The organism is Pandoraea faecigallinarum (assembly GCF_001029105.3).
GTDB classification, from domain to species: Bacteria; Pseudomonadota; Gammaproteobacteria; order Burkholderiales; family Burkholderiaceae; genus Pandoraea; species Pandoraea faecigallinarum.
The window spans coordinates 4,380,101-4,398,141 of sequence record NZ_CP011807.3 but is presented as its reverse complement, the minus strand read 5'-3'; the positions used below and the strand labels follow the sequence as shown (position 1 = coordinate 4,398,141).

General features: G+C 66.1%; 16 protein-coding genes and 1 pseudogene. 10 read left to right on the top strand and 7 right to left on the bottom strand.

All coding sequences use genetic code 11. The annotated features are described in order from the left end of the window. Positions 1 to 121: 121 nt before the first annotated feature. A complete protein-coding gene (gene thiD, locus AB870_RS19320) occupies positions 122 to 958 on the bottom strand; it encodes a bifunctional hydroxymethylpyrimidine kinase/phosphomethylpyrimidine kinase (RefSeq protein ID WP_047905931.1) in 837 nt (278 codons plus the stop codon). A gap of 212 nt (positions 959 to 1,170) precedes the next feature. Here thiD and AB870_RS19315 point away from each other — a divergent pair, with 212 nt between their 5' ends. The 7 genes and pseudogenes from AB870_RS19315 (at position 1,171) to AB870_RS19285 (ending at position 7,157) form a co-directional block, all read left to right on the top strand. Beyond that, positions 1,171 to 1,341, top strand: coding sequence for a rubredoxin (locus AB870_RS19315; RefSeq protein ID WP_006400971.1), 171 nt, complete (start codon positions 1,171 to 1,173; stop codon positions 1,339 to 1,341). Positions 1,342 to 1,365: 24 nt separating this feature from the next. Further along, complete coding sequence (locus AB870_RS19310; RefSeq protein WP_064674874.1) at positions 1,366 to 2,847, top strand: hypothetical protein; 1,482 nt, start codon at positions 1,366 to 1,368, stop codon at positions 2,845 to 2,847. A gap of 174 nt (positions 2,848 to 3,021) precedes the next feature. Beyond that, positions 3,022 to 3,591 (top strand): YqgE/AlgH family protein, encoded by a 570-nt coding sequence (locus AB870_RS19305; RefSeq protein ID WP_044457038.1) that lies wholly within the window; start codon positions 3,022 to 3,024, stop codon positions 3,589 to 3,591. After that, positions 3,591 to 4,016, top strand: coding sequence for a Holliday junction resolvase RuvX (gene ruvX / locus AB870_RS19300; protein ID WP_047908451.1), 426 nt, complete (start codon positions 3,591 to 3,593; stop codon positions 4,014 to 4,016). The genes AB870_RS19305 and ruvX overlap by 1 nt, the downstream gene beginning before the upstream one ends. A gap of 68 nt (positions 4,017 to 4,084) precedes the next feature. Beyond that, positions 4,085 to 5,038, top strand: a pseudogene (locus AB870_RS19295) (aspartate carbamoyltransferase catalytic subunit); the annotation flags it as partial. Positions 5,039 to 5,045: 7 nt separating this feature from the next. Then, entirely contained in the window at positions 5,046 to 6,314 is a 1,269-nt protein-coding gene (locus tag AB870_RS19290) for a dihydroorotase (RefSeq protein WP_047905929.1), read from the top strand. A gap of 12 nt (positions 6,315 to 6,326) precedes the next feature. Next, positions 6,327 to 7,157 (top strand): lysophospholipid acyltransferase family protein, encoded by an 831-nt coding sequence (locus AB870_RS19285; protein WP_047905928.1) that lies wholly within the window; start codon positions 6,327 to 6,329, stop codon positions 7,155 to 7,157. A 94-nt stretch (positions 7,158 to 7,251) separates the two neighbouring features. Here the strand turns inward: AB870_RS19285 and AB870_RS19280 are convergent, their stop codons facing one another. The 6 genes from AB870_RS19280 to AB870_RS19255 all read right to left on the bottom strand — a co-directional run bounded on the left by AB870_RS19280 (position 7,252) and on the right by AB870_RS19255 (position 14,203). Continuing rightward, the gene (locus AB870_RS19280) at positions 7,252 to 8,289 is read right to left on the bottom strand and encodes a symmetrical bis(5'-nucleosyl)-tetraphosphatase (RefSeq protein WP_047905927.1); all 1,038 of its coding nucleotides are present in this window, start codon (positions 8,287 to 8,289) and stop codon (positions 7,252 to 7,254) included. 94 nt (positions 8,290 to 8,383) lie between these two features. After that, the gene (locus AB870_RS19275) at positions 8,384 to 9,475 is read right to left on the bottom strand and encodes an MraY family glycosyltransferase (RefSeq protein ID WP_047905926.1); all 1,092 of its coding nucleotides are present in this window, start codon (positions 9,473 to 9,475) and stop codon (positions 8,384 to 8,386) included. Then, positions 9,469 to 10,635: a glycosyltransferase family 4 protein gene (locus AB870_RS19270; RefSeq protein ID WP_047905925.1), complete on the bottom strand. Its 1,167-nt coding sequence runs from the start codon at positions 10,633 to 10,635 to the stop codon at positions 9,469 to 9,471. The genes AB870_RS19275 and AB870_RS19270 overlap by 7 nt, the downstream gene beginning before the upstream one ends. Before the next feature lie 19 nt (positions 10,636 to 10,654). Further along, positions 10,655 to 11,806 (bottom strand): glycosyltransferase, encoded by a 1,152-nt coding sequence (locus AB870_RS19265; RefSeq protein ID WP_047905924.1) that lies wholly within the window; start codon positions 11,804 to 11,806, stop codon positions 10,655 to 10,657. Next, the gene (locus AB870_RS19260) at positions 11,803 to 12,948 is read right to left on the bottom strand and encodes a glycosyltransferase family 4 protein (protein WP_167362717.1); all 1,146 of its coding nucleotides are present in this window, start codon (positions 12,946 to 12,948) and stop codon (positions 11,803 to 11,805) included. Before AB870_RS19260 ends, AB870_RS19265 begins: the two co-directional genes overlap by 4 nt. A 28-nt stretch (positions 12,949 to 12,976) precedes the next feature. Further along, entirely contained in the window at positions 12,977 to 14,203 is a 1,227-nt protein-coding gene (locus AB870_RS19255; protein WP_047905923.1) for an oligosaccharide flippase family protein, read from the bottom strand. 318 nt (positions 14,204 to 14,521) lie between these two features. Between AB870_RS19255 and AB870_RS19250 the strand changes: the two genes are divergently transcribed. From AB870_RS19250 to AB870_RS19240, 3 genes are all read left to right on the top strand, one after another. After that, entirely contained in the window at positions 14,522 to 15,919 is a 1,398-nt protein-coding gene (locus tag AB870_RS19250; protein WP_047905922.1) for a phosphomannomutase/phosphoglucomutase, read from the top strand. A gap of 224 nt (positions 15,920 to 16,143) precedes the next feature. Beyond that, positions 16,144 to 17,112 (top strand): lipopolysaccharide heptosyltransferase I, encoded by a 969-nt coding sequence (gene waaC, locus AB870_RS19245; protein ID WP_047908448.1) that lies wholly within the window; start codon positions 16,144 to 16,146, stop codon positions 17,110 to 17,112. After that, positions 17,109 to 18,041 carry a Kdo hydroxylase family protein gene (locus AB870_RS19240; protein ID WP_047905921.1) on the top strand — a complete coding sequence of 311 codons (933 nt, stop codon included), beginning with the start codon at positions 17,109 to 17,111 and terminating at the stop codon, positions 18,039 to 18,041. Before waaC ends, AB870_RS19240 begins: the two co-directional genes overlap by 4 nt.

Here is an 18,041-nt window from a genome sequence, read left to right as displayed (position 1 = left end):
TGAACCCGATAGACGTGAAAACGCCCGCGAACTTGCGGGCGTTTTGCCTGATGGCGCCGATGTGTCCGAAGCGGCCCGGACCCGGGCTCCGGCGTCGGCCTCGATCTCCGGCCCTTCGGTCTCATGCCTGCGGCGAGGCGCTGTCCTGCTCGGCGTCTTCGGCGCGCGCCCAGAAAAAACGATCGGGAAAGTGCCGTCCCATGCCGGGGCGGAACGCATTCTCCAGCACCTGCTGCAAGTACTCCTGGGCCTCGCGCACGGCCTCCGGCACCGCAAGACCGTTGGCAAGCATGGCGGTGACGGCAGCGGCGAGCGTGTCGATGGCGCCCGCCACGTTGTGAGGCGGACGATCCCAGGCGTCCTCACGAACCACGCCGCCGTCGCTGTACAACGTGTGCGTGAACTGCGGCGCGTTGCCGTCGCTTACCAGCACGAATTCGCAGCCGTTCTCCAGCAGTACGGACACGGCCTCATCCTGCGAGAGGTTTTCGTTCTCGGTGATGGTCTGTGCCAGCGCGACGGCGCTCGCCGGGCTCACCACGAGCACACTCGCCTGCGGCACGAGCAGGCTGGCCGTTGCTTCGCGCAGCTCGTCCGCCGAGAGCAGATGTTCGCCCGCGAGTCCGAAGTCGGGCGAGACAACGAGCGGCGTTTCGTCGTAATCGGCCACGATCTCGGCGATGGCGGCCACGTTATCGGCATTCACGGCGCTGCCGACCTTGAAAGCCGCCACGGGCATGTCTTCGAGCAGCATGCGCGCCTGATCGGCAATCCAGTCGGGATCGATGGGTTGCACGTCGTCGCACGCGCGTGAGTCCTGCGAGGAATAGCCGGTGAGGACCGACACGCCATAGCCGCCCATGCTCGCGAAGGTGAGCAGGTCGGCCTGAACGCCGGTTGCCGAAGTGGGGTCGGAAAGTCCGAAGGTCAGCAGAATGGGTGGGGATTCAGTGTGCATGGAGGCAGGATAGACGGCGATCTGGTCAGGCCTTGGGTTCGTTGGTACCATCACGCCTTAAATGCCCGTTTCGGAGCGCTCGAAAGCGCCGTGGGCAGCGCCCGCCGGACAATGCGCCGGCAGGTTCCCACAAGACCGTCCGGCATCTCTGCCGACGGGACCCGAAGCGGTTGACAAGCCATTGTAACGGAACGCTCGTCGCCTAAGAAAGAATGGAATACAAGAGCTGGATGTGCCTCATTTGCGGCTGGATTTATGACGAAGAGGCAGGTTTGCCCGACGAGGGCATCGCCCCCGGCACGCGCTGGGAAGACGTGCCCATCAACTGGACCTGCCCGGAGTGCGGAGCCCGCAAGGAAGACTTCGAGATGGTGCAGATCTGAGGCCGAGCGGCCAGGAGATGGCCTATGGTGATGTCTGAATCGTCCGGCTCGTCGAGCACTGGCGGCGCATCTCAACCGTCCCCCGATACCTCTGCCAACGCCACGGCTGGCACCGCGCGCGAGATGCGCGAGACCCGCGAGGTGCCGTTGTGGCGTTTGCCCGAAGTCGCCGAAGCGCTGACCGAGGCGTCCGACGCCTGGTCCAACGGCCCCGCGGCAGCCCTCGGGCCGCTGCGTCGCGCCAATCGGCTGCTTCTGACGAGCGGTCACGCCGACTGGGCGTTGCATGGCGAGCGTTTGGTGCAGGCGATTGCCGAGGCCGCCTATGGCGAGCCGGGTAGTCAGGACGCCCAGCGCAACGCGTTGCGTCAGTTCGAGCGAGAGATCTGGCAGGCGGGGGCGGCGGCCCCATTGTCACCCGCTGCGCCATCCACAGCATCGACACCATCGACCGCAGCACCGGCCGTCGCCGACGGTTGGCCCGGGGCGCCCACGCTGGGGGCGCTCCGCATGGCGGGATGGACGGTGGCGCAGCCACGCCTGCATGGCTTACCGGCAGGCACGGCGCCGCTGCGTGCCGACGTCGAGCGGGTGTTGCTGCGCCTGCTGCGCCCGGACGCCGACGCGACCGATACCACCGCTGCCCTGAGCCAGTTGGCCGATCTGGCCGCCGATCTGCATCGTGCGGGCGCGAGCGCACCGCTCGATTATTGGCGTCTGGCCGCCGCCTGGCTGCGTTTTGTGCGCGCACCGCTGAGCCTGGCCGACAAGCGCCAGATCGGACGCATGAACATGGCGCTGCGCAAGCAATTGACGCGTCCCGGTGCGGACGATGCGAACGCGGTGGCGAAGGCGCCCGTCACTGCCGCGACATCGGCATTGGCGCAGGCACCGGCATCGGCGGGGACTGCCAAGGCAACCTCCGAGGCGATTCCCGGCCATGACCTGATCGAAGCGCTCGCGACCTGGCACGCGCGGGCGCCGGACACCTGGCTAGGCACGCTCCTGGCCGATTTCGGCGTATTGCGCCGTTCCGGCCACCTGCCCGAGCCGCTGGCAGATGCGGCGCAGGCCGGACAGAAGCAGGGGGTGGGCACCAGTTCGCGCGACTGGCTGCGTATCGGGCCGCTGGCGGTGCGTCAGGATGTTTGTCAGACGTTCCTCAGCCTCGCCGATGAGGCCCTTCCGAATTTGAACGATCCGGCGGTTGCGGGGCAGATGGCGCAGTACGCCGCTGCCATCGGGCTGGCACCGGTCGCCCGGCTGGCGGCTGCGGTTGCCGCCACGGGCGAGCGCCTGGCCGTGTCGCCGCCGGCGGAGCCCGGGGGGCCGGCCGCGCTGGCCATGACAGTCAAGGCGTTGCGCGGCATGCTTCACCAGTTTGCGGCGGACACCTATCCCGAGTCGCGTCCCGATCTCATCGCGGAGATGGCCATGTGGCGCGAGCGTGCGCTGGATGCGAGCGTGTTCGGGCAGCGGCTAGTCACCGCTCGCGACGTTCCGTGATACAGTCGGCCAAAAGGCTGCCCTTGGCGGCCGATGGCCGTATCACGATGCGGAAAAAGTTCGTCCGCCGACCGGCCGCCGGCAGGTGACGCGAGCCCTCATGGGCACTGGCACCGTGCTGCGGCACGTACCGGACGGCAGACCGTCAAACAGGTTCCGACAAACTCTGGCCCTATGCCGAACGACCGTATCAACCTTACGAATCAGTTCCTCATCGCCATGCCGGGCATGGCCGATCCCACCTTTTCCGGCACCGTCGTCTATCTGTGCGAGCACAGTGAAAAGGGCGCAATCGGGCTGGTGATCAATCGTCCCACCGACATCGATCTCGCGTCGCTCTTCGAGCGGCTCGACCTCAAGCTCGAAATCGATCCGCTTGCGCATCAGCCTGTCTTCTTCGGTGGGCCGGTGCAGACCGAGCGCGGCTTCGTGCTGCATGAAGCGACGGGGACATCGTACAGTTCCTCGCTGTCCGTGCCGGGCGGTCTGGAGATGACCACGTCCAAGGACGTGCTCGAGGCCGTCGCCAACGGTCAGGGCCCGAACCGGTTCCTGCTCACGCTGGGGCATTCGGGGTGGAGCGCGGGGCAACTGGAAGATGAAATCAGCCGTAATGGATGGCTGACGGTCGCCGCGGACCCGGGCATCGTGTTCGATGTACCGCCGGCCGAGCGCTTCGACGCCGCACTGGCATTGCTCGGCGTGACGTCGTCCATGCTCTCCGCCGACGCAGGTCACGCATGATGGCTGGCAGTCGCACGGTGCTCGCTTTCGATTACGGCGAGCGCCGCATTGGCGTGGCGATGGGCAACCTGGTGCTGCGCGAAGCCCGCGCGCTCACCGTCGTCGCCAATCTCAACCGCGACGTCCGTTTTGCCGAAATGGGCAAGCTCATCGCCGAGTGGCAGCCCGAACTGATCGTCGTCGGTCTGCCGTGCCATCCGGACGGCACACCGCACGAGATGACGCAACAGGCCCGGCGCTTCGGCAATCAACTCAACGGGCGGTTCAACGTGCCGGTGGTCTGGGTCGACGAACGCTATTCGTCGGTCGCCGCCGCGGCGGCGCTGGCCGATGCCGGCGTCAAGGTATCGCAAAAGACATCGCTCGACGCGGAAGCCGCCCGCATCATCCTCCAGCAGTACTTCGACGAGCATGTGCCCGCCTGATATTCCCTTGCACAACGCCATGCCGGTCGCCACGGAGGCCCGGCATGGCTAACGGTATGCTCGGCCGGCGCGGCCACCCCCAACTCAATCGCAACGGCGAGCTGAAGCATTTGCTGACGGTCGAAGGACTGCCGCGCGCCGTGCTCATGCATATTCTCGACACGGCAACGCAGTTCGTGAGCGTGAACGATGCCGACGTGAAGAAGGTGCCGCTGCTGCGCGGCAAATCCGTCTTCAATCTCTTCTTCGAAAACTCGACGCGTACGCGAACGACGTTCGAGATCGCAGCCGCGCGATTGTCGGCCGATGTGCTGAATCTGAATATCAACGCGTCGTCGACGAGCAAGGGCGAAACGCTGCTCGACACCATCGGCAATCTGTCGGCGATGCATGCCGACCTTTTCGTCGTGCGTCACGCACAATCGGGGGCGCCGTATCTGATTGCCGAGCATTGCGCGCCGCACGTGCATGTCATCAATGCGGGCGACGGACGTCACGCACATCCCACACAGGGCCTGCTCGACATGTACACGATTCGCCATCACAAGGGCGAATTCCAGAATCTGACGGTTGCCATCGTGGGGGACATTCTGCACTCGCGCGTGGCCCGCTCGGACATCCATGCGCTCACAACGCTCGGCGTGCCCGAAGTGCGCGCCATCGGCCCGCGCACGCTTTTGCCGGCCGGACTCGAACAACTTGGCGTGCGCGTGTTTCACGACATGGACGAAGGACTGCGCGACGTCGACGTGATCATCATGCTGCGCTTGCAGAACGAGCGAATGAACGGGGCGCTGCTGCCGTCGGCGAGCGAATACTTCAAGTACTACGGGCTGACGCCCGAGCGGCTCGCATTCGCCAAGCCGGATGCCATCGTCATGCATCCCGGCCCGATGAACCGGGGCGTGGAGATCGATTCCGCCGTTGCGGATGGCCCGCAGTCGGTCATTCTCGAACAAGTCTCGTTCGGCATTGCCGTGCGGATGGCGGCGATGAGCATTGTTGCCGCGAACAACGGATGAGCGCGTCATGAGATTGCATCTGAAGGGTGGCCGCGTCATCGACCCCGCGTCCCGTACGGATCGTGTGCAGGACGTCTTCATTGCCGAGGGCAACGTCGTTGCGCTCGACACGCCGCCTGCCGGCTTTGCGCCCGAGCGCGTGATCGATGTGCAGGGTTCGCTGGTTGTGCCGGGACTGATCGATTTATCCGCGCGGCGCGTGACAGCCGCCAGCGAAGCGGCCGCCGCACTCGCGGGCGGCATCACGCGTGTCGTATGCCCGCCGGATACCGACCCTGTGCTCGACGAGCCCGATCTCGTCGAGATGCTGCAACTGCGGGCCCGCGCGACACATCACGCGCAGGTTCACCCGTTGGGGGCGCTGACCGTCGGTCTTGCCGGATGCGAACTGACCGAGATGGCGCAGCTCACGCAAGCCGGTTGCATCGGTGTGTCACAGGCGAATGCTGCCATCGCGGATAACCGGACGCTGCTACGTGCGTTGCAATATGCGGGCACTTTCGGGGTGACGGTCTGGCTGCGGGCGCAGGACGCGGCATTGGCGGCCGGCGGCGTGGCCGCGAGCGGCGCGGTGGCGTCTCGCCTCGGACTGGCCGGAATTCCGGTCGCGGCCGAAACCATTGCGCTGCACACGATTCTCGAACTGGTGCGAGTGACGGGCACGCACGTACACCTGTGCCGTCTGTCGTCGGCGGCCGGACTGGCGCTCGTGCGCGCGGCAAAAGCGGAAGGATTGCCGGTGAGTTGCGACGTAGCTGCTCATCATCTGCATCTCACCGACATGGACATCGGGTATTTTGACGCCCAGTACCGGCTCGATCCGCCGCTGCGTGCCCAACGCGACCGCGAAGCCGTGCGCGAGGCGGCGCGTGACGGTACGATCGACGCCATTTGCTCGGACCATACGCCGCTCGCCGCCGACGCGCGTCTCGTTCCCTTCGCGGAAGCGGCGCCGGGCGCCACGGGACTCGAATTGCTGCTGTCGCTGGTGTTGAAGTGGGCCGAGGAAGGGCGCGTGCCGCTCGTCGATGCGCTTGCGCGGGTGACGTGCGGGCCCGGGCAGCGTCTGGCCCAGGTCGCGCCGGGGGCGGGGCAGTTATTGCCCGGACGGCCTGCGGACATCTGTGTTTTTGCGCCGTCGGCGCACTGGACGGTGTCGGCCGGGCAGTTGCGCAGCGCCGGTCACAACACCCCATTTCTGGGCTACGAATTACCGGGCCAGGTACGGCTCACGCTGGTCGGCGGCCGCGTGGCGTACGAATCCCTCGCCGCATAGGATGCGATTGCCGTGCTGTTGATCAAAAAACTTCGTCTGGGTCTGCACCTCGCGCGCGGCATGGTGACCGCCGCCGTGCTCTTCCCGTTCCTGTCGCAAGCGCAGAAGGACCGTCGCATTCGCGCGTGGTCGCGCAAGCTGCTCAAGCTCTGCGGCATGCACCTCGAAGTGGAGCAGCGCTCACCGGTGCCCGAGGGCGGCGTCATGCTGCTGTGCAATCACGTGTCGTGGATCGACATCTTCGCGCTCAACGCGTGGCAGCCGGTGCGCTTCGTTGCCAAGGCGGAGATTCGCCACTGGCCGTTGGTGGGCTGGCTGTGCGTGCAGACGCGCACCATCTTCCTGCAACGCGAGCGCCGTGCCGATGCGCGCCGCATCATGCATTACCTGTCGGAATGCCTGCGCGACGGCGACATCATCACGGTCTTTCCCGAGGGCACGACGACCGACGGGCGCAGCCTGCTGCCTTTTCATGCCAATCTGTTGCAGGCGCCGGTGTCCACGGGCAAGCCGGTACAGCCGATGTGCCTGTTCTATACGGACGCCGCGAGCGGGCGTCACACGGTGGCGCCGGCGTACATCGGCGAGACGAGCCTGATCGAGTCCATCGACATGATTCTCAAGGCGCCGCCGATGACCGTGCGTCTGTCGATTGGCGAGCCGCAGTATCCGCAGCAGGGGCAGCATCGTCGCGAATTCACGCTGGGCGCGCAGCAGGCCGTGGGCGCGGCGTTGCAGGGCTTCTTGCCCGAGGCGGTGTTGCCGGAGAGCGGTTCGGTCGGTTCGCGCACGTCGACGTTGGGCGACGAAGAGGACGACGCCGCACAGCCCGTTCGCGCCTGAATCGAGGCGTTGCCCGCGCTGGCGACAAAAACGGCACCCGAGTGTGCCGTTTTTTGTTGGATGGCCACGACCGGCGCGGCGCCATGCCGCGCGATCACTCGGCCTTGCGTTTCGTTCCCTTCTCGGCCTTCTCGACCTTTTCGGTTTTCTCGTCCCTCGCCGACTTTTCTGCCTTCGCCGCCTTCGCCGCTTTTTCCAGCTTGCGCGCCGCCTTTCCGAACTTGTCCAGCTTCTCGGCCTTGGCGGCTTTGAGCGCATCTTCGGCCTTCTCCGCCGTTTTCATCTTGTTGCGCCTCTGGTCGCTCGTGGCGAGCGGGTCGCGAATCCGCGGGCAATCGATCTGGATCAGCTCGCGTCCGGCGGGCGTACTGGCGAGTTTGACTGCTGTGAGCTTGCCGCCCCACACGCATCCCGTATCGAGTCCGAGCACGTCGTCGCGCATCACCAGCCCGAGCGCCGACCAGTGGCCGAACACCATCGTCACGTCCGCCGTACGGCGGCCCGGAGCGTCGAACCACGGCTTGAGCGAGTCGGTGGCGGCGTCGGCACCTTCCTTGATCTTGAAGTCGATGCGGCCATCTGCCGTGCAAAAGCGCATGCGCGTGAGGGCATTGATCGTGAGACGCTGACGGTCTTCGTCGTTCAGCCCCGGCTGCCACTGATCGGGCTGATTGCCGAACATGCGCGAGAGAAACACCTTCCAGTCGGGGCTGCGCAGTTGCGCCTGCACATCGCCCGCCAGCCGGACGACCTGTTCGGCATCCCATTGCGGCAGGACCCCGGCGTGCACCATCAGATGCCCATGTGCGAAGTGCGCCAACGGCTGACGGCGCACCCAGTCGATGAGGGCATCGCGGTCCGGTGCATTGAGAATATCGTCGAGGGTGTCGCTGCCATGCGCCTGACGTACGCCGGCGGCTACGGCCAGAAGATGCAGATCGTGATTGCCGAGCACCGCGGTGACACGCTCGCCCAGCGCAATGACCTGACGCAGCGTATCGAGCGAGCGCGGGCCACGATTGACGAGATCGCCGGCGAGCCAGAGATCGGCGTGCGGCGGCAAACGCCCGAGCAGTTGTTCAAACGACGTTTGGCAACCTTGCAGGTCGCCGATGGCATAGATGTCACGCATCGCGTTGGTGGCGCTGTCTTGTCTTGTTGTCCCGATCGGGGGATTCCGTGTGCCGCGGCCGCGCACTTTCGCGCGCGTTGCCCCCCGTGGTCGTTCATTTCTTGTAGATCAGCCAGCGTGGCGCCTTGAAGCGGACGATGCTCAGATACAGCCACACATACGTCACCATGAAAGCGACGCAGCACAGTGCAAGCACCACGCTATGCCGCCAGAAAACCGTCGCCGGGATCACTGCCAGCAAGCATAGCAGCCAAAGGTACGGAGAGGTCAAGGAATTGCGTTGCGTGAGGGCGCTCGCCGTGCGCGCGCCCGCGGCCCAGCGCATCAGCCGCTTGTAGACCAGCATGTGCAGATGCACGCCGTCCGGAATGCCGGGCGAAATGCCGCGCACGAAGCGCTTGCGGTAGATCGAGAAGCAGACTTCGAAAGCGGGATAAATCACCATCAGCGCGGGATACCAGGGCGACACCTGCGGGTTGCGCATCACGAGCAGAATGGCGATTTCGGCGAGCATGAAGCCGAGGAAGTAGGCGCCGCCGTCACCGAGGAAGATCAGTCCGCCGGGGAAATTGAAGATGAAGAAGCCGAGGATCGCGCCGACCATGATCATCGACGTGGTGAGCACGATCGGGTCCTGCACCTGGAACCCAACGTAGCCAAGCGAGGCGAACATGATCATCGCGACCATGGCCGCGAGGCCGTTGAAGCCGTCGATGATGTTCACGGCGTTGGCCATGCCCGCCACGCACAGCACCGTGAGCGGCACCGAGACAGCAGCCGCGAGCAGCGCGCGGTCGGCCACGCCGATGTCCACGCGCGTGATGTGAATATCGAGCACCAGCCACGCGAGCAGCGCGGCGAACATCGTGCACACAAGACGTACCGTGGGCGTGACCTTCTTCGTCAGATCCTCGATGAAGCCGGACAGGAACGCGGGCAGGCCGCATGCAACGAGCAGCAGAATGTCGCGCGACACGGCGGGGTAGGACAAGCTGAGCGCCGACGCGGAGACGAGCAGGCCGGCGAGAATGCCGACGCCGCCGATACGCGGCACCGGACGCACGTGAAATTTCTGTACGCCGGCGACATCGCTATCGCCGGAGAAACGGGAGTGAACGTGCGCGTAGCGGACGATCAACAATGTCGTGACGAACGACACCACGAGGGCGATAGCGAGACTCAGCATGATGCGTGAAGGGATCCGAGAACCCGAAAATACTCTGCAACGACGACGTGTTCGTCGAATTGGCGCGCTACTTTAGCACGCCCGGCTTCGCCCATCCGGACGAGATCGGCCGCAGGCTGACGGGCCACGTCGCGCAGGCGTGCCGCCAGTGCGGCGGCGTCGCGCGGCGGCACGAGATACCCCGTGACACCGTCGTCGATCACGTCGCGGCACCCCGGCACGTCGGTGGCGATCAGCGGACGTGCCATGGCGGCAGCTTCGAGCAACGTTCGCGACAGGCCTTCCCGGTACGACGGTAGCACCACGCAGTGCGCGTTGGCGATGAAGGGGCGCACATCGCCCGTGGTACCGAGATAGTCGACGACGCCTTCCCGTTGCCACGCGTTCACCTCGGTGCGGGAGATCGCCGTGGGGTTCTCGACATCCGCCGCGCCCAGAATCTGGAAGGTGACGTGAGGCATCTCGGCACGGATGGTTCGCGCGGCCTCCACGTATTCCAATACCCCTTTGTCCCGCAGCAAACGCGCGATCAGGAGAAAGCGAACGGCGGGTGCCGTTCCCGGCGCGGCGTCCGGTGCATTCGGTGCATTCGGTGCGTCCGGTGCTGGCCATGCGGCCTTCGCGAAATGCGTCAGATCCACGCCTTCGCCCGGCAGCAGGCGTGTCTTGCCCAGCGCGACGAGTCCGCCGTCGACGAACGTCCGATGATCTTCGACGTTCAGAAACCAGTTCTCCAGCGTATGCCGGAAGGCCACGCGGTAGAGCTGGCGTGCGAGACGCGTGGTCAGCGACTCCCGGATGAAGACGTACCCCAGGCCGGTCGTCATCGAGACGGCGGGAATGCGGGCGAAGTGCGCGGCAATCGAGCCGTAGATGTTCGGTTTGATGGTGTAGTGAAAGACGACGGACGGGCGCACTTGCCGGTAGAGGCGATAAAGCCGCCACATCAGGCCGAAGTCCTGAAGCGGATTCTGCCCCTTTGCCGCCATCGGCACGCGGTGCACCACGCACCCCATCTGCGCGAGCGGCGCGGCGAATTCGTCGTCCGGCGCGGCAACGTGAACCGGATGGCCGGCCGCGAGCATGGCCGCAATCGGGCCGCGCCGGAAGTTGTAGATCGACCAGAACGTGTTGGAGCAGAGCAGGACCGGGAATGTCATTGACGGAGTGCCGTGAAAGTCAGGCGTTCGCGCGGGTGTCGCCGCGCAAACGGGCATACGTGTCGAGCCAGCGCGTCACGATGGCGTCGAGCGAGTAGCGGGCGACGATGCGTTCGCGGTTGGCCGCGCCGGCGGCCTGCCGGTCCTCGGGCGTGGCGCGCAGGTGGCGGAGCAGCGCGTCGCCGAGGGCTGGCGCATCGCCGACCGGCACCAGGGTGTTGTGCGACGTTTGCAGGCCGGTGTCGCCCACCAGTTCCCGAACGCCGCCGCAGTCCGTCGATACGATGGGCAGGCCGCTGGCCATCGCCTCGCCGATCACGAGCGGCAAGCCCTCCCACGCGGAGGACATCGCGTATACATCGGCCGCGCACATCCATTGCGCGATGTCATTGCGGCGTCCGAGCAGCGTGATGGCATGCGCAAGCCCCCTCGTCTTCACCAGTGCCTGCATCGATGCGAGCAACGCGCCGTCGCCCGCAATGAACAGTCGCGCGTCGGGCATGGCGTCGAGCACGCGCGCGAAGGCGCCGATCAACGTCGGATAGTCCTTCGCCTCGACCATGCGGCCCGCGGCGAACACGACGGGCGCGCTGTCCGTCGATGCCGCGGGCAGACCCGGCATCATGCCGCGCCAATGTGAGCGTACCTGGGGGTCCGGCCGATAGCGCCCGGTGTCGATGCCGTTGGGCATGCTGACGATGCGGGTGGCCGGAGCGGCGCCCTGCGCGATGAAGGCGGCGACGGCGTCGTCGCTGACGTTGGTCGTGAGATCCGTCCAGCGGTCCGTTAGCCGATAGGCGAGCATGCGCGCCCGGCCGCCCTCGTTGCGGCTGTGAGCGCTCGTCACCAGCACCGGCATCGACACGAACCATCGTGCCACGCGCGCCATCAGATTCGCGTGAACCATGTGGGCGTGAACGACGTCGGGCCGCCAGGCGCGCAAGTACGACACGAGACGCTGCATGGCACGTGCCAGAGAGACCGGCGACTTGCCCGCGCCCAGTTCGAGGCGGATGAAGCGCGGCGACTCCGGCAGGGCGATGGCGCAAGCGCCGGTCAATGAGATCAGCGTGACGTCATGACCGCGTGCGAGAAAGCCCCTGGCGAGATCGGCGACCTGCGTCTCCGCGCCGCCAAGTTGCAGACCGGTGACGAACAGGGCGATCTTCATCGTGCCTCCGTCAGCGCAGGTGCGGCGGCGTCCCACAGCGCTTCCCAGCGCGCGGCGATGGCGTCGGCACGGAAATGCCGTGCATGGGCGTAACCGGCCAGCCCGAGCCGGCGGCGCAGGCCCGCGTCGCCGACGAGCTGGCGCATTGCGCTCGCCAGTCCCGCGATGTCGCCGTCATCCACGACGAGGCTATCCACACCGTGACGGAGCAGCGCGCGCGGCCCGGCGTCGGCGGCGTAAGCCACGACCGGCACCGCGTAGGCCTTCGTCTCGATCAACACCAGCCCGAAGCTCTCGCGACGCGATGGCAGGCAGTAGATCGATGCGCGCGCGTAGTGCTGCGCGATATTCGCGACGGCAGGCAGCACGTGTACCGTGTCCGCCACGCCGAGAGCCTGCGCCTGCCTGAGCAGGTCGTCGCGCAACGGCCCGTCGCCGACGATCGACACCTGCCAGCCCGGCGCGTCGGAGGCAATGCGCGCCCACGCGTCGATTAGCCGGTCGAAGCCCTTTTCGGGCACCAGACGGCCGACCGCGAGAATGCAGCGTTCGCCGGCCGGCGCCGGGGCGGTGTCCGGAATCGGAATGCCCAGGGGATTGGGCAGGGTGACGAATTGCGCACGGGCGTGGCGATGATGCGCCTGCCAGGCGTCGCGGTCGGCGTCGGTCAGGACCACCACGGCCTCGTACCGGCGCGCCGCAAGCGCGCGCGCCCAGCGGCGGGCGCGGCGGCCGAGATCGCTGGCGTAAGTGCTGTGCTCCCACGCGATGCGCCGCAACGGCAGAGCGAATGTGGCCGGTAGCGTGTAGAGCGCGAGCATCGGGTCGACGTCGATCATCACGTCGATGTCATGGGCGCGCACGTAACGCCGCACCTGGCGCACGATCGGCACATAGTGATGTCTGAACGCCACGCGCTCGCGAAACATCGCATGATGCACAACGCCGGGCGACAGGTCGAAGACCGGCGTATCGCCCCACAGCGACAGCACGTGAACGCGGTGCCCGCGTGCGGCGAGCGCGTTGGCAAGGGTCGCGGTGGCGCGCTCCGCGCCCGCGAATGCCGCAAGGGTGCCGGTGAACAGACACAGCGTGCGGGCGCGGGGGGTGTCGGGCGATGTGCGCGAATCGATCATCGTCATCTCGTCTCGGTCCAGTCTCAATCCCGCCTCAATCCCGCCGAAGCAGCCAGACGCCCAGCACCAGCGCGGCCGCGTAGCCCGCGCCATACCCCAATGCGCCGGCGAAGGCGCCGAGTTGCGGAGCGAGTCCGCGCACGACAGCGAAGGCCACGACCGCGGCGCACAGCCATTTCGCGATGACCCAGCGCCCCGCACCGCGCCGAATGAGCGTGAGGTTGAGTGCGGCGTCCGCGAACACGAGCACGCCCATCAGCGCGGAGATTCGCAGAATCTGCGCCGATTCGGCAAATCCCGCCCCGTAGATCAGGTGGACGATCCAGGGGGCCAGCAATGCGATCGGCACAGCCAGACTCGCGCCCGCGGCGACCATCAGCCAGACGGCACGCACCGTGTTGCGCCGGGCGGTGGCGTTATCCATCGTCTGAAAGATCAGCTGCGGCGCGAGCGAATTCGCGATGATCGGCGCGACCAGCACGAAGTTCTCCGTGATCTGCATGGCGGCCGCGTAGGCGCCCAGTTCGGACAGCGGAATGATCGGTTTGAGCACGAGCTGGTCAATGCGCTTGAACAGAATCATCAGCATCAGCCCGCCCCAGAATGTTGCGCCGCTGCGCAGCAGTTCGAGCAGCAGCGAGCGATGCCAGACGATCGCGGTCTTCGGCGAATGCCGCAGGTAGTATCGAACGAGCAGCGCAGCCGCGACAATGGCTTCCACGGCATACACGATGGCGAACACCGTGACGTCCGCGTGCGTGGCAAACAGCACGGCCACGAGCGCGAGCTTCGCCCCCAGCCCGCAAAGATTGGCCGTGACGCCGGGCCGGTTGAACGTGCGCGCTTGCAGCCAGGCGATCACGATGCCCGACGGCTCCCGGAACCACAGCGCCACCCCGAGCCAGAGCGTCACGGCGACCAGATTCGATTCCGCGAAGCCCAGAACATAGATCGTGAGCAGGGTGTAGGCGACAGCCGCGGCCGCGAGCCGCAGCACGAACGCGTGGGCGATGACGGTGCGCTGTTCCGCTTCCGGTTTGTCGACAAGGCGCGGCACCACGACTTCGCTGCCGCACAGCAACGTGAGGGAGGCGGCGAGAAACACGAGCGATTGCGCATACTGAAACAGGCCGAACTGGGCCGCGCCCAGACTGCGCGCCAGCAGTCCGGACACCGCAATGCCGCCGGCAATCTGCGCGCCGCGCTCGGTCAGCATCCATAGGATGTTGCGGAAAATGGTCCGGTACGTTCGGTAGGGCATGGGGCGCTCGCGCGTCTCACTCGTTCTCAAGATAAGCAAAACCGGCCTTGCGAGGGCCGGTGCGTGTGGACCGAAACTGGACTTCCGGCGCGGGGCGTCGTGTTCGGCCGCGCCCGACAGAACGGAATGTAGGTACTGGCTGACAAGGGTTCGGGGAAATGCCGCGGTGCGGCGAAGTCTCGTATAATTTTAGCGTAATGCAGCCATTCCCGGCCGGGCTTCCTGCCGGGATTCGATGTCTGTGGCGTCTGTGCACCCCCCTGTACGCCCGGCATCTTCTGTGCAATTTCTCCCCTCGTTTCCGAGAGACTCTTTCCCATGACGCAAACCACGCAAGTTTCGCCTGCGATTTTCAAGGCTTACGACATTCGCGGCATCGTCGGCAAGACGCTGGATGCCAACGTCGCACACCTGATCGGACGCGCCTTCGGCACGGCACTGCGTCGCGAAGGCGGCAACGCCGTCGTCGTCGGCCGTGATGGCCGCCTCTCCGGTCCGGAACTGATCGGCGCGCTGTCCGACGGGTTGCGCGCCGCGGGCGTCGACGTGGTCGACATCGGCGTCGTGGTCACGCCGATGGTGTATTTCGCCACCAACGTGACCCTGCACGGGCGCGTCGTCGACTCGGGCATCATGGTCACGGGCAGCCACAATCCGCCCGACTACAACGGTTTCAAGATGGTGCTGCGCGGCCGCGCGATCTACGGCGATGCGATTCAGGGCCTCGCCAGACTGATCGAAGCGCAGGACTTCGAATCCGGACAAGGCACCTACACTGCCGACGAGATCGGCGAGTCGTATCGCGCACGCATTGTCAACGACGTGCATCTGGCGCGTCCGATGAAAGTCGCAGTGGATTGCGGCAACGGTGTGGCCGGTGCTTACGCGCCGGCGTTGTTTCAGGCGCTGGGCTGCGAAGTCGTCGAACTGTTCTGCGACGTCGATGGCACGTTCCCGAATCACCACCCGGACCCGGCGCATCCCGAAAACCTTCAGGATCTCATTCGCACGCTGCAAACGACCGATGCGGAAATCGGTCTGGCGTTCGATGGCGACGGCGACCGTCTCGGCGTGGTCACCAAGGACGGCCAGATCATTTATCCGGATCGTCAGCTGATGCTGTTCGCTGCCGAAGTGCTGAGCCGCAACCCGGGCGAGAAGATCATCTACGACGTGAAGTGCACGCGTAACCTTGCAGGCTGGGTGCGCGAGCATGGCGGCGAGCCGCTCATGTGGAAGACGGGGCACTCGCTGGTCAAGGCCAAACTCAAGGAAACCGGCGCGCCGCTGGCCGGCGAGATGAGCGGTCACGTGTTCTTCAAGGATCGCTGGTACGGGTTCGACGACGGCCTCTACACGGGCGCGCGTCTGCTCGAAATCCTGTCCAGGTCTGCCGATCCGAGCGCCGTGCTCAACGCGCTGCCCAATTCGATCTCGACGCCGGAACTCCAGATTCCGCTCGCCGAGGGCGAGAACTTCGCGCTGATCGACAAGCTGCGCGAGACGGCCAGGTTCGACGGTGCAAAGCAGGTCGTCACGATCGACGGTATTCGCGTCGAATACGCCGACGGTTTCGGGCTGGCCCGCTCGTCGAACACCACGCCGGTCATCGTGCTGCGTTTCGAGGCCGACAGCGATGCGGCGATCAAGCGCATTCAGGACGACTTCCGCCGCGCGATCCTCGCTGTCAAGCCCGACGCCAAGCTGCCGTTCTGACCGCCCGGCTCGGGCGGCGCGGCCGCCTTGCCCCTGCGCGCATGCCGGCGCGAACGGGAACATGGTAAGGCGGCCGTTTTCCCGACGGGGACGACAATCATGATCGGCGGGCCGGCTCGGAGTAAAATCGCGGTTTTGCTCACGAGGCCCGGCCGAACCGCCGGGGCGTTCGGTTGCAGGTTCTGATCGTCAAAGTCTCGTCGCTCGGCGACGTCGTCCATAACATGCCCGTGGTGCAGGACATCCTGCGCCAGTACCCGGACGCCCGGATCGACTGGGTCGTGGAAGAGGGTTTCGTCGACCTAGTCAAACTCGTGCGCGGTGTGCGCCGGGTCATTCCATTCGCGCTGCGCCGCTGGCGCAAGAAACCCTTCGCGGCTCGCACGTGGCAGGAAATCGGTGCGTTTCGCCGCGCCCTGCGCGACACCCCTTACGACTACGTGATCGATACGCAGGGTCTGGTCAAGACCGGCTGGATCGCGCGAACTGCGCGCGGCGCCGTGTGGGGGCTGGGTAACCGCACCGAGGGCGCGAGCTACGAGTGGCCGGTGCGATACCTCTATCGGCACATGGTACGTATCGAGCCGCATACACACGTGGTGACCCGTTCTCGCCTGCTCGTGGCACAGGCGCTCGGCTTCGGGATGCCGGGCGAGATCGACTTCGGCATTGCCACCGAGCGGGCCGATCACAGCCAGTGTCCGGATCGTCCGTATGCCGTCTTCGTGCACGCGACCTCGCGTGAGGACAAGACGTGGCCGGAGGACAACTGGGTGGCGCTCGGTCGCGACCTGGCGTCGCAAGGCTTCCTGATCGTCTTGCCGTGGGGCAGTGCGTCGGAGCGCGACGTGTCGCTACGCCTCGCGGCAGCGTTGGGCGACGCCGCGTGGGTGCCGCCGAAGATGAACCTGTCGCAGGTCGTCGGCCTCATCGACCGTGGCGCGATCACCGTGGGCGTGGACACCGGGTTGGTGCATATCGCCGCAGCGCTGAACCGCCCGACCATCGAGCTATACAATTTCAGCACGGCGTGGCGCACCGGCGGGTTCTGGTCGCCGCGCATCGTCAATCTCGGCGACGCCGAACACAAGCCAACGCTCGCACAGGTGCGCGAGGCGGTGCGCGAACTCGCGCCGTCGCTCACGCCGGTGCGAAGCGGCGCTGCCGTGCCCGAGGAGGACCGACCCGCATGAATCGAACGAACGAAGCGAACCAGGCAAACCAGGTGAGCGCGCCGACCGGCAGCAGCCAGATCGTCACCGTCGACTCGGGCGACTGGCAAGGCGGACAACTGTCGGTCTCGCGCGAGGCGCTGGTGGCCGATGTCGAAGCCGGCAAGGTGCTGTACTTTCCGCATCTGGCCTTCGCCCTCGACACCGCCGAGCAACGTCTGCTCGACCCGAAGATCGCCGATCCGAAGCGCAAGAACATCAGCCTCGACCCGAAGACGGATGTCCTCGTGGGCGTTGCCGCCGACGCTGCCACGCAGCGCGCCGTGCACGCGCTGGTCAAGCGCTATTACACGCAGGCGTGCAGTCTGGTCGACGGCCTGATGCCGGAGTATCGCGGCAAGCTGCGTGCGGCGCCGACCAGTCTGCGCCTGCATCAGGTGGAAACGCGCCAGACATCGTGGCGCAAGGACGACAGCCGTCTGCATGTGGACGCTTTCCCGTCGCGGCCGAATTATGGCGAGCGCATTCTGCGCGTGTTCACCAACATCAATCCGGCAGGCCAGCCTCGCGTGTGGCGCGTGGGCGAGCCGTTCGAGGACGTGGCGAAGCGCTTTTTGCCGAAAGTGCCAACGCAATGGCCGGGCTCCGCGTGGCTGCAAAACGCCGTGGGCATCACCAAACGTCCGCGCAGCGGTTATGACCACATCATGTTGCATCTGCACGATGGCATGAAGGCCGACATGGCGTATCAGCGCGACGCCGGCCAGCAGACCATGCCGTTCCCCCCGGGCAGCGTGTGGATCTGCTTTTCCGACCAGACGTCGCACGCCGTGATGTCGGGCCAGTTCATGATGGAACAGACCTTTTTCCTGCCCGCCGAGTCGATGGTGCACCCCGAGTGTTCGCCGCTGGCGGTATTGCAACGCCTGACGCATCGCGCGCTGATCTGA

What these genes read in the sequence shown, in the direction of transcription:
- thiD (WP_047905931.1), bottom strand. Translation starts at nt 958, where the DNA reads ATGCACACTGAATCCCCACCCATTCTGCTGACCTTCGGACTTTCCGAC.
- AB870_RS19315 (WP_006400971.1), top strand. Translation starts at nt 1,171, where the DNA reads ATGGAATACAAGAGCTGGATGTGCCTCATTTGCGGCTGGATTTATGAC.
- AB870_RS19310 (WP_064674874.1), top strand. Translation starts at nt 1,366, where the DNA reads ATGGTGATGTCTGAATCGTCCGGCTCGTCGAGCACTGGCGGCGCATCT.
- AB870_RS19305 (WP_044457038.1), top strand. Translation starts at nt 3,022, where the DNA reads ATGCCGAACGACCGTATCAACCTTACGAATCAGTTCCTCATCGCCATG.
- ruvX (WP_047908451.1), top strand. Translation starts at nt 3,591, where the DNA reads ATGGCTGGCAGTCGCACGGTGCTCGCTTTCGATTACGGCGAGCGCCGC.
- AB870_RS19290 (WP_047905929.1), top strand. Translation starts at nt 5,046, where the DNA reads ATGAGATTGCATCTGAAGGGTGGCCGCGTCATCGACCCCGCGTCCCGT.
- AB870_RS19280 (WP_047905927.1), bottom strand. Translation starts at nt 8,289, where the DNA reads ATGCGTGACATCTATGCCATCGGCGACCTGCAAGGTTGCCAAACGTCG.
- AB870_RS19275 (WP_047905926.1), bottom strand. Translation starts at nt 9,475, where the DNA reads ATGCTGAGTCTCGCTATCGCCCTCGTGGTGTCGTTCGTCACGACATTG.
- AB870_RS19270 (WP_047905925.1), bottom strand. Translation starts at nt 10,635, where the DNA reads ATGACATTCCCGGTCCTGCTCTGCTCCAACACGTTCTGGTCGATCTAC.
- AB870_RS19265 (WP_047905924.1), bottom strand. Translation starts at nt 11,806, where the DNA reads ATGAAGATCGCCCTGTTCGTCACCGGTCTGCAACTTGGCGGCGCGGAG.
- AB870_RS19260 (WP_167362717.1), bottom strand. Translation starts at nt 12,948, where the DNA reads ATGACGATGATCGATTCGCGCACATCGCCCGACACCCCCCGCGCCCGC.
- AB870_RS19255 (WP_047905923.1), bottom strand. Translation starts at nt 14,203, where the DNA reads ATGCCCTACCGAACGTACCGGACCATTTTCCGCAACATCCTATGGATG.
- AB870_RS19250 (WP_047905922.1), top strand. Translation starts at nt 14,522, where the DNA reads ATGACGCAAACCACGCAAGTTTCGCCTGCGATTTTCAAGGCTTACGAC.
- waaC (WP_047908448.1), top strand. Translation starts at nt 16,144, where the DNA reads ATGCCCGTGGTGCAGGACATCCTGCGCCAGTACCCGGACGCCCGGATC.
- AB870_RS19240 (WP_047905921.1), top strand. Translation starts at nt 17,109, where the DNA reads ATGAATCGAACGAACGAAGCGAACCAGGCAAACCAGGTGAGCGCGCCG.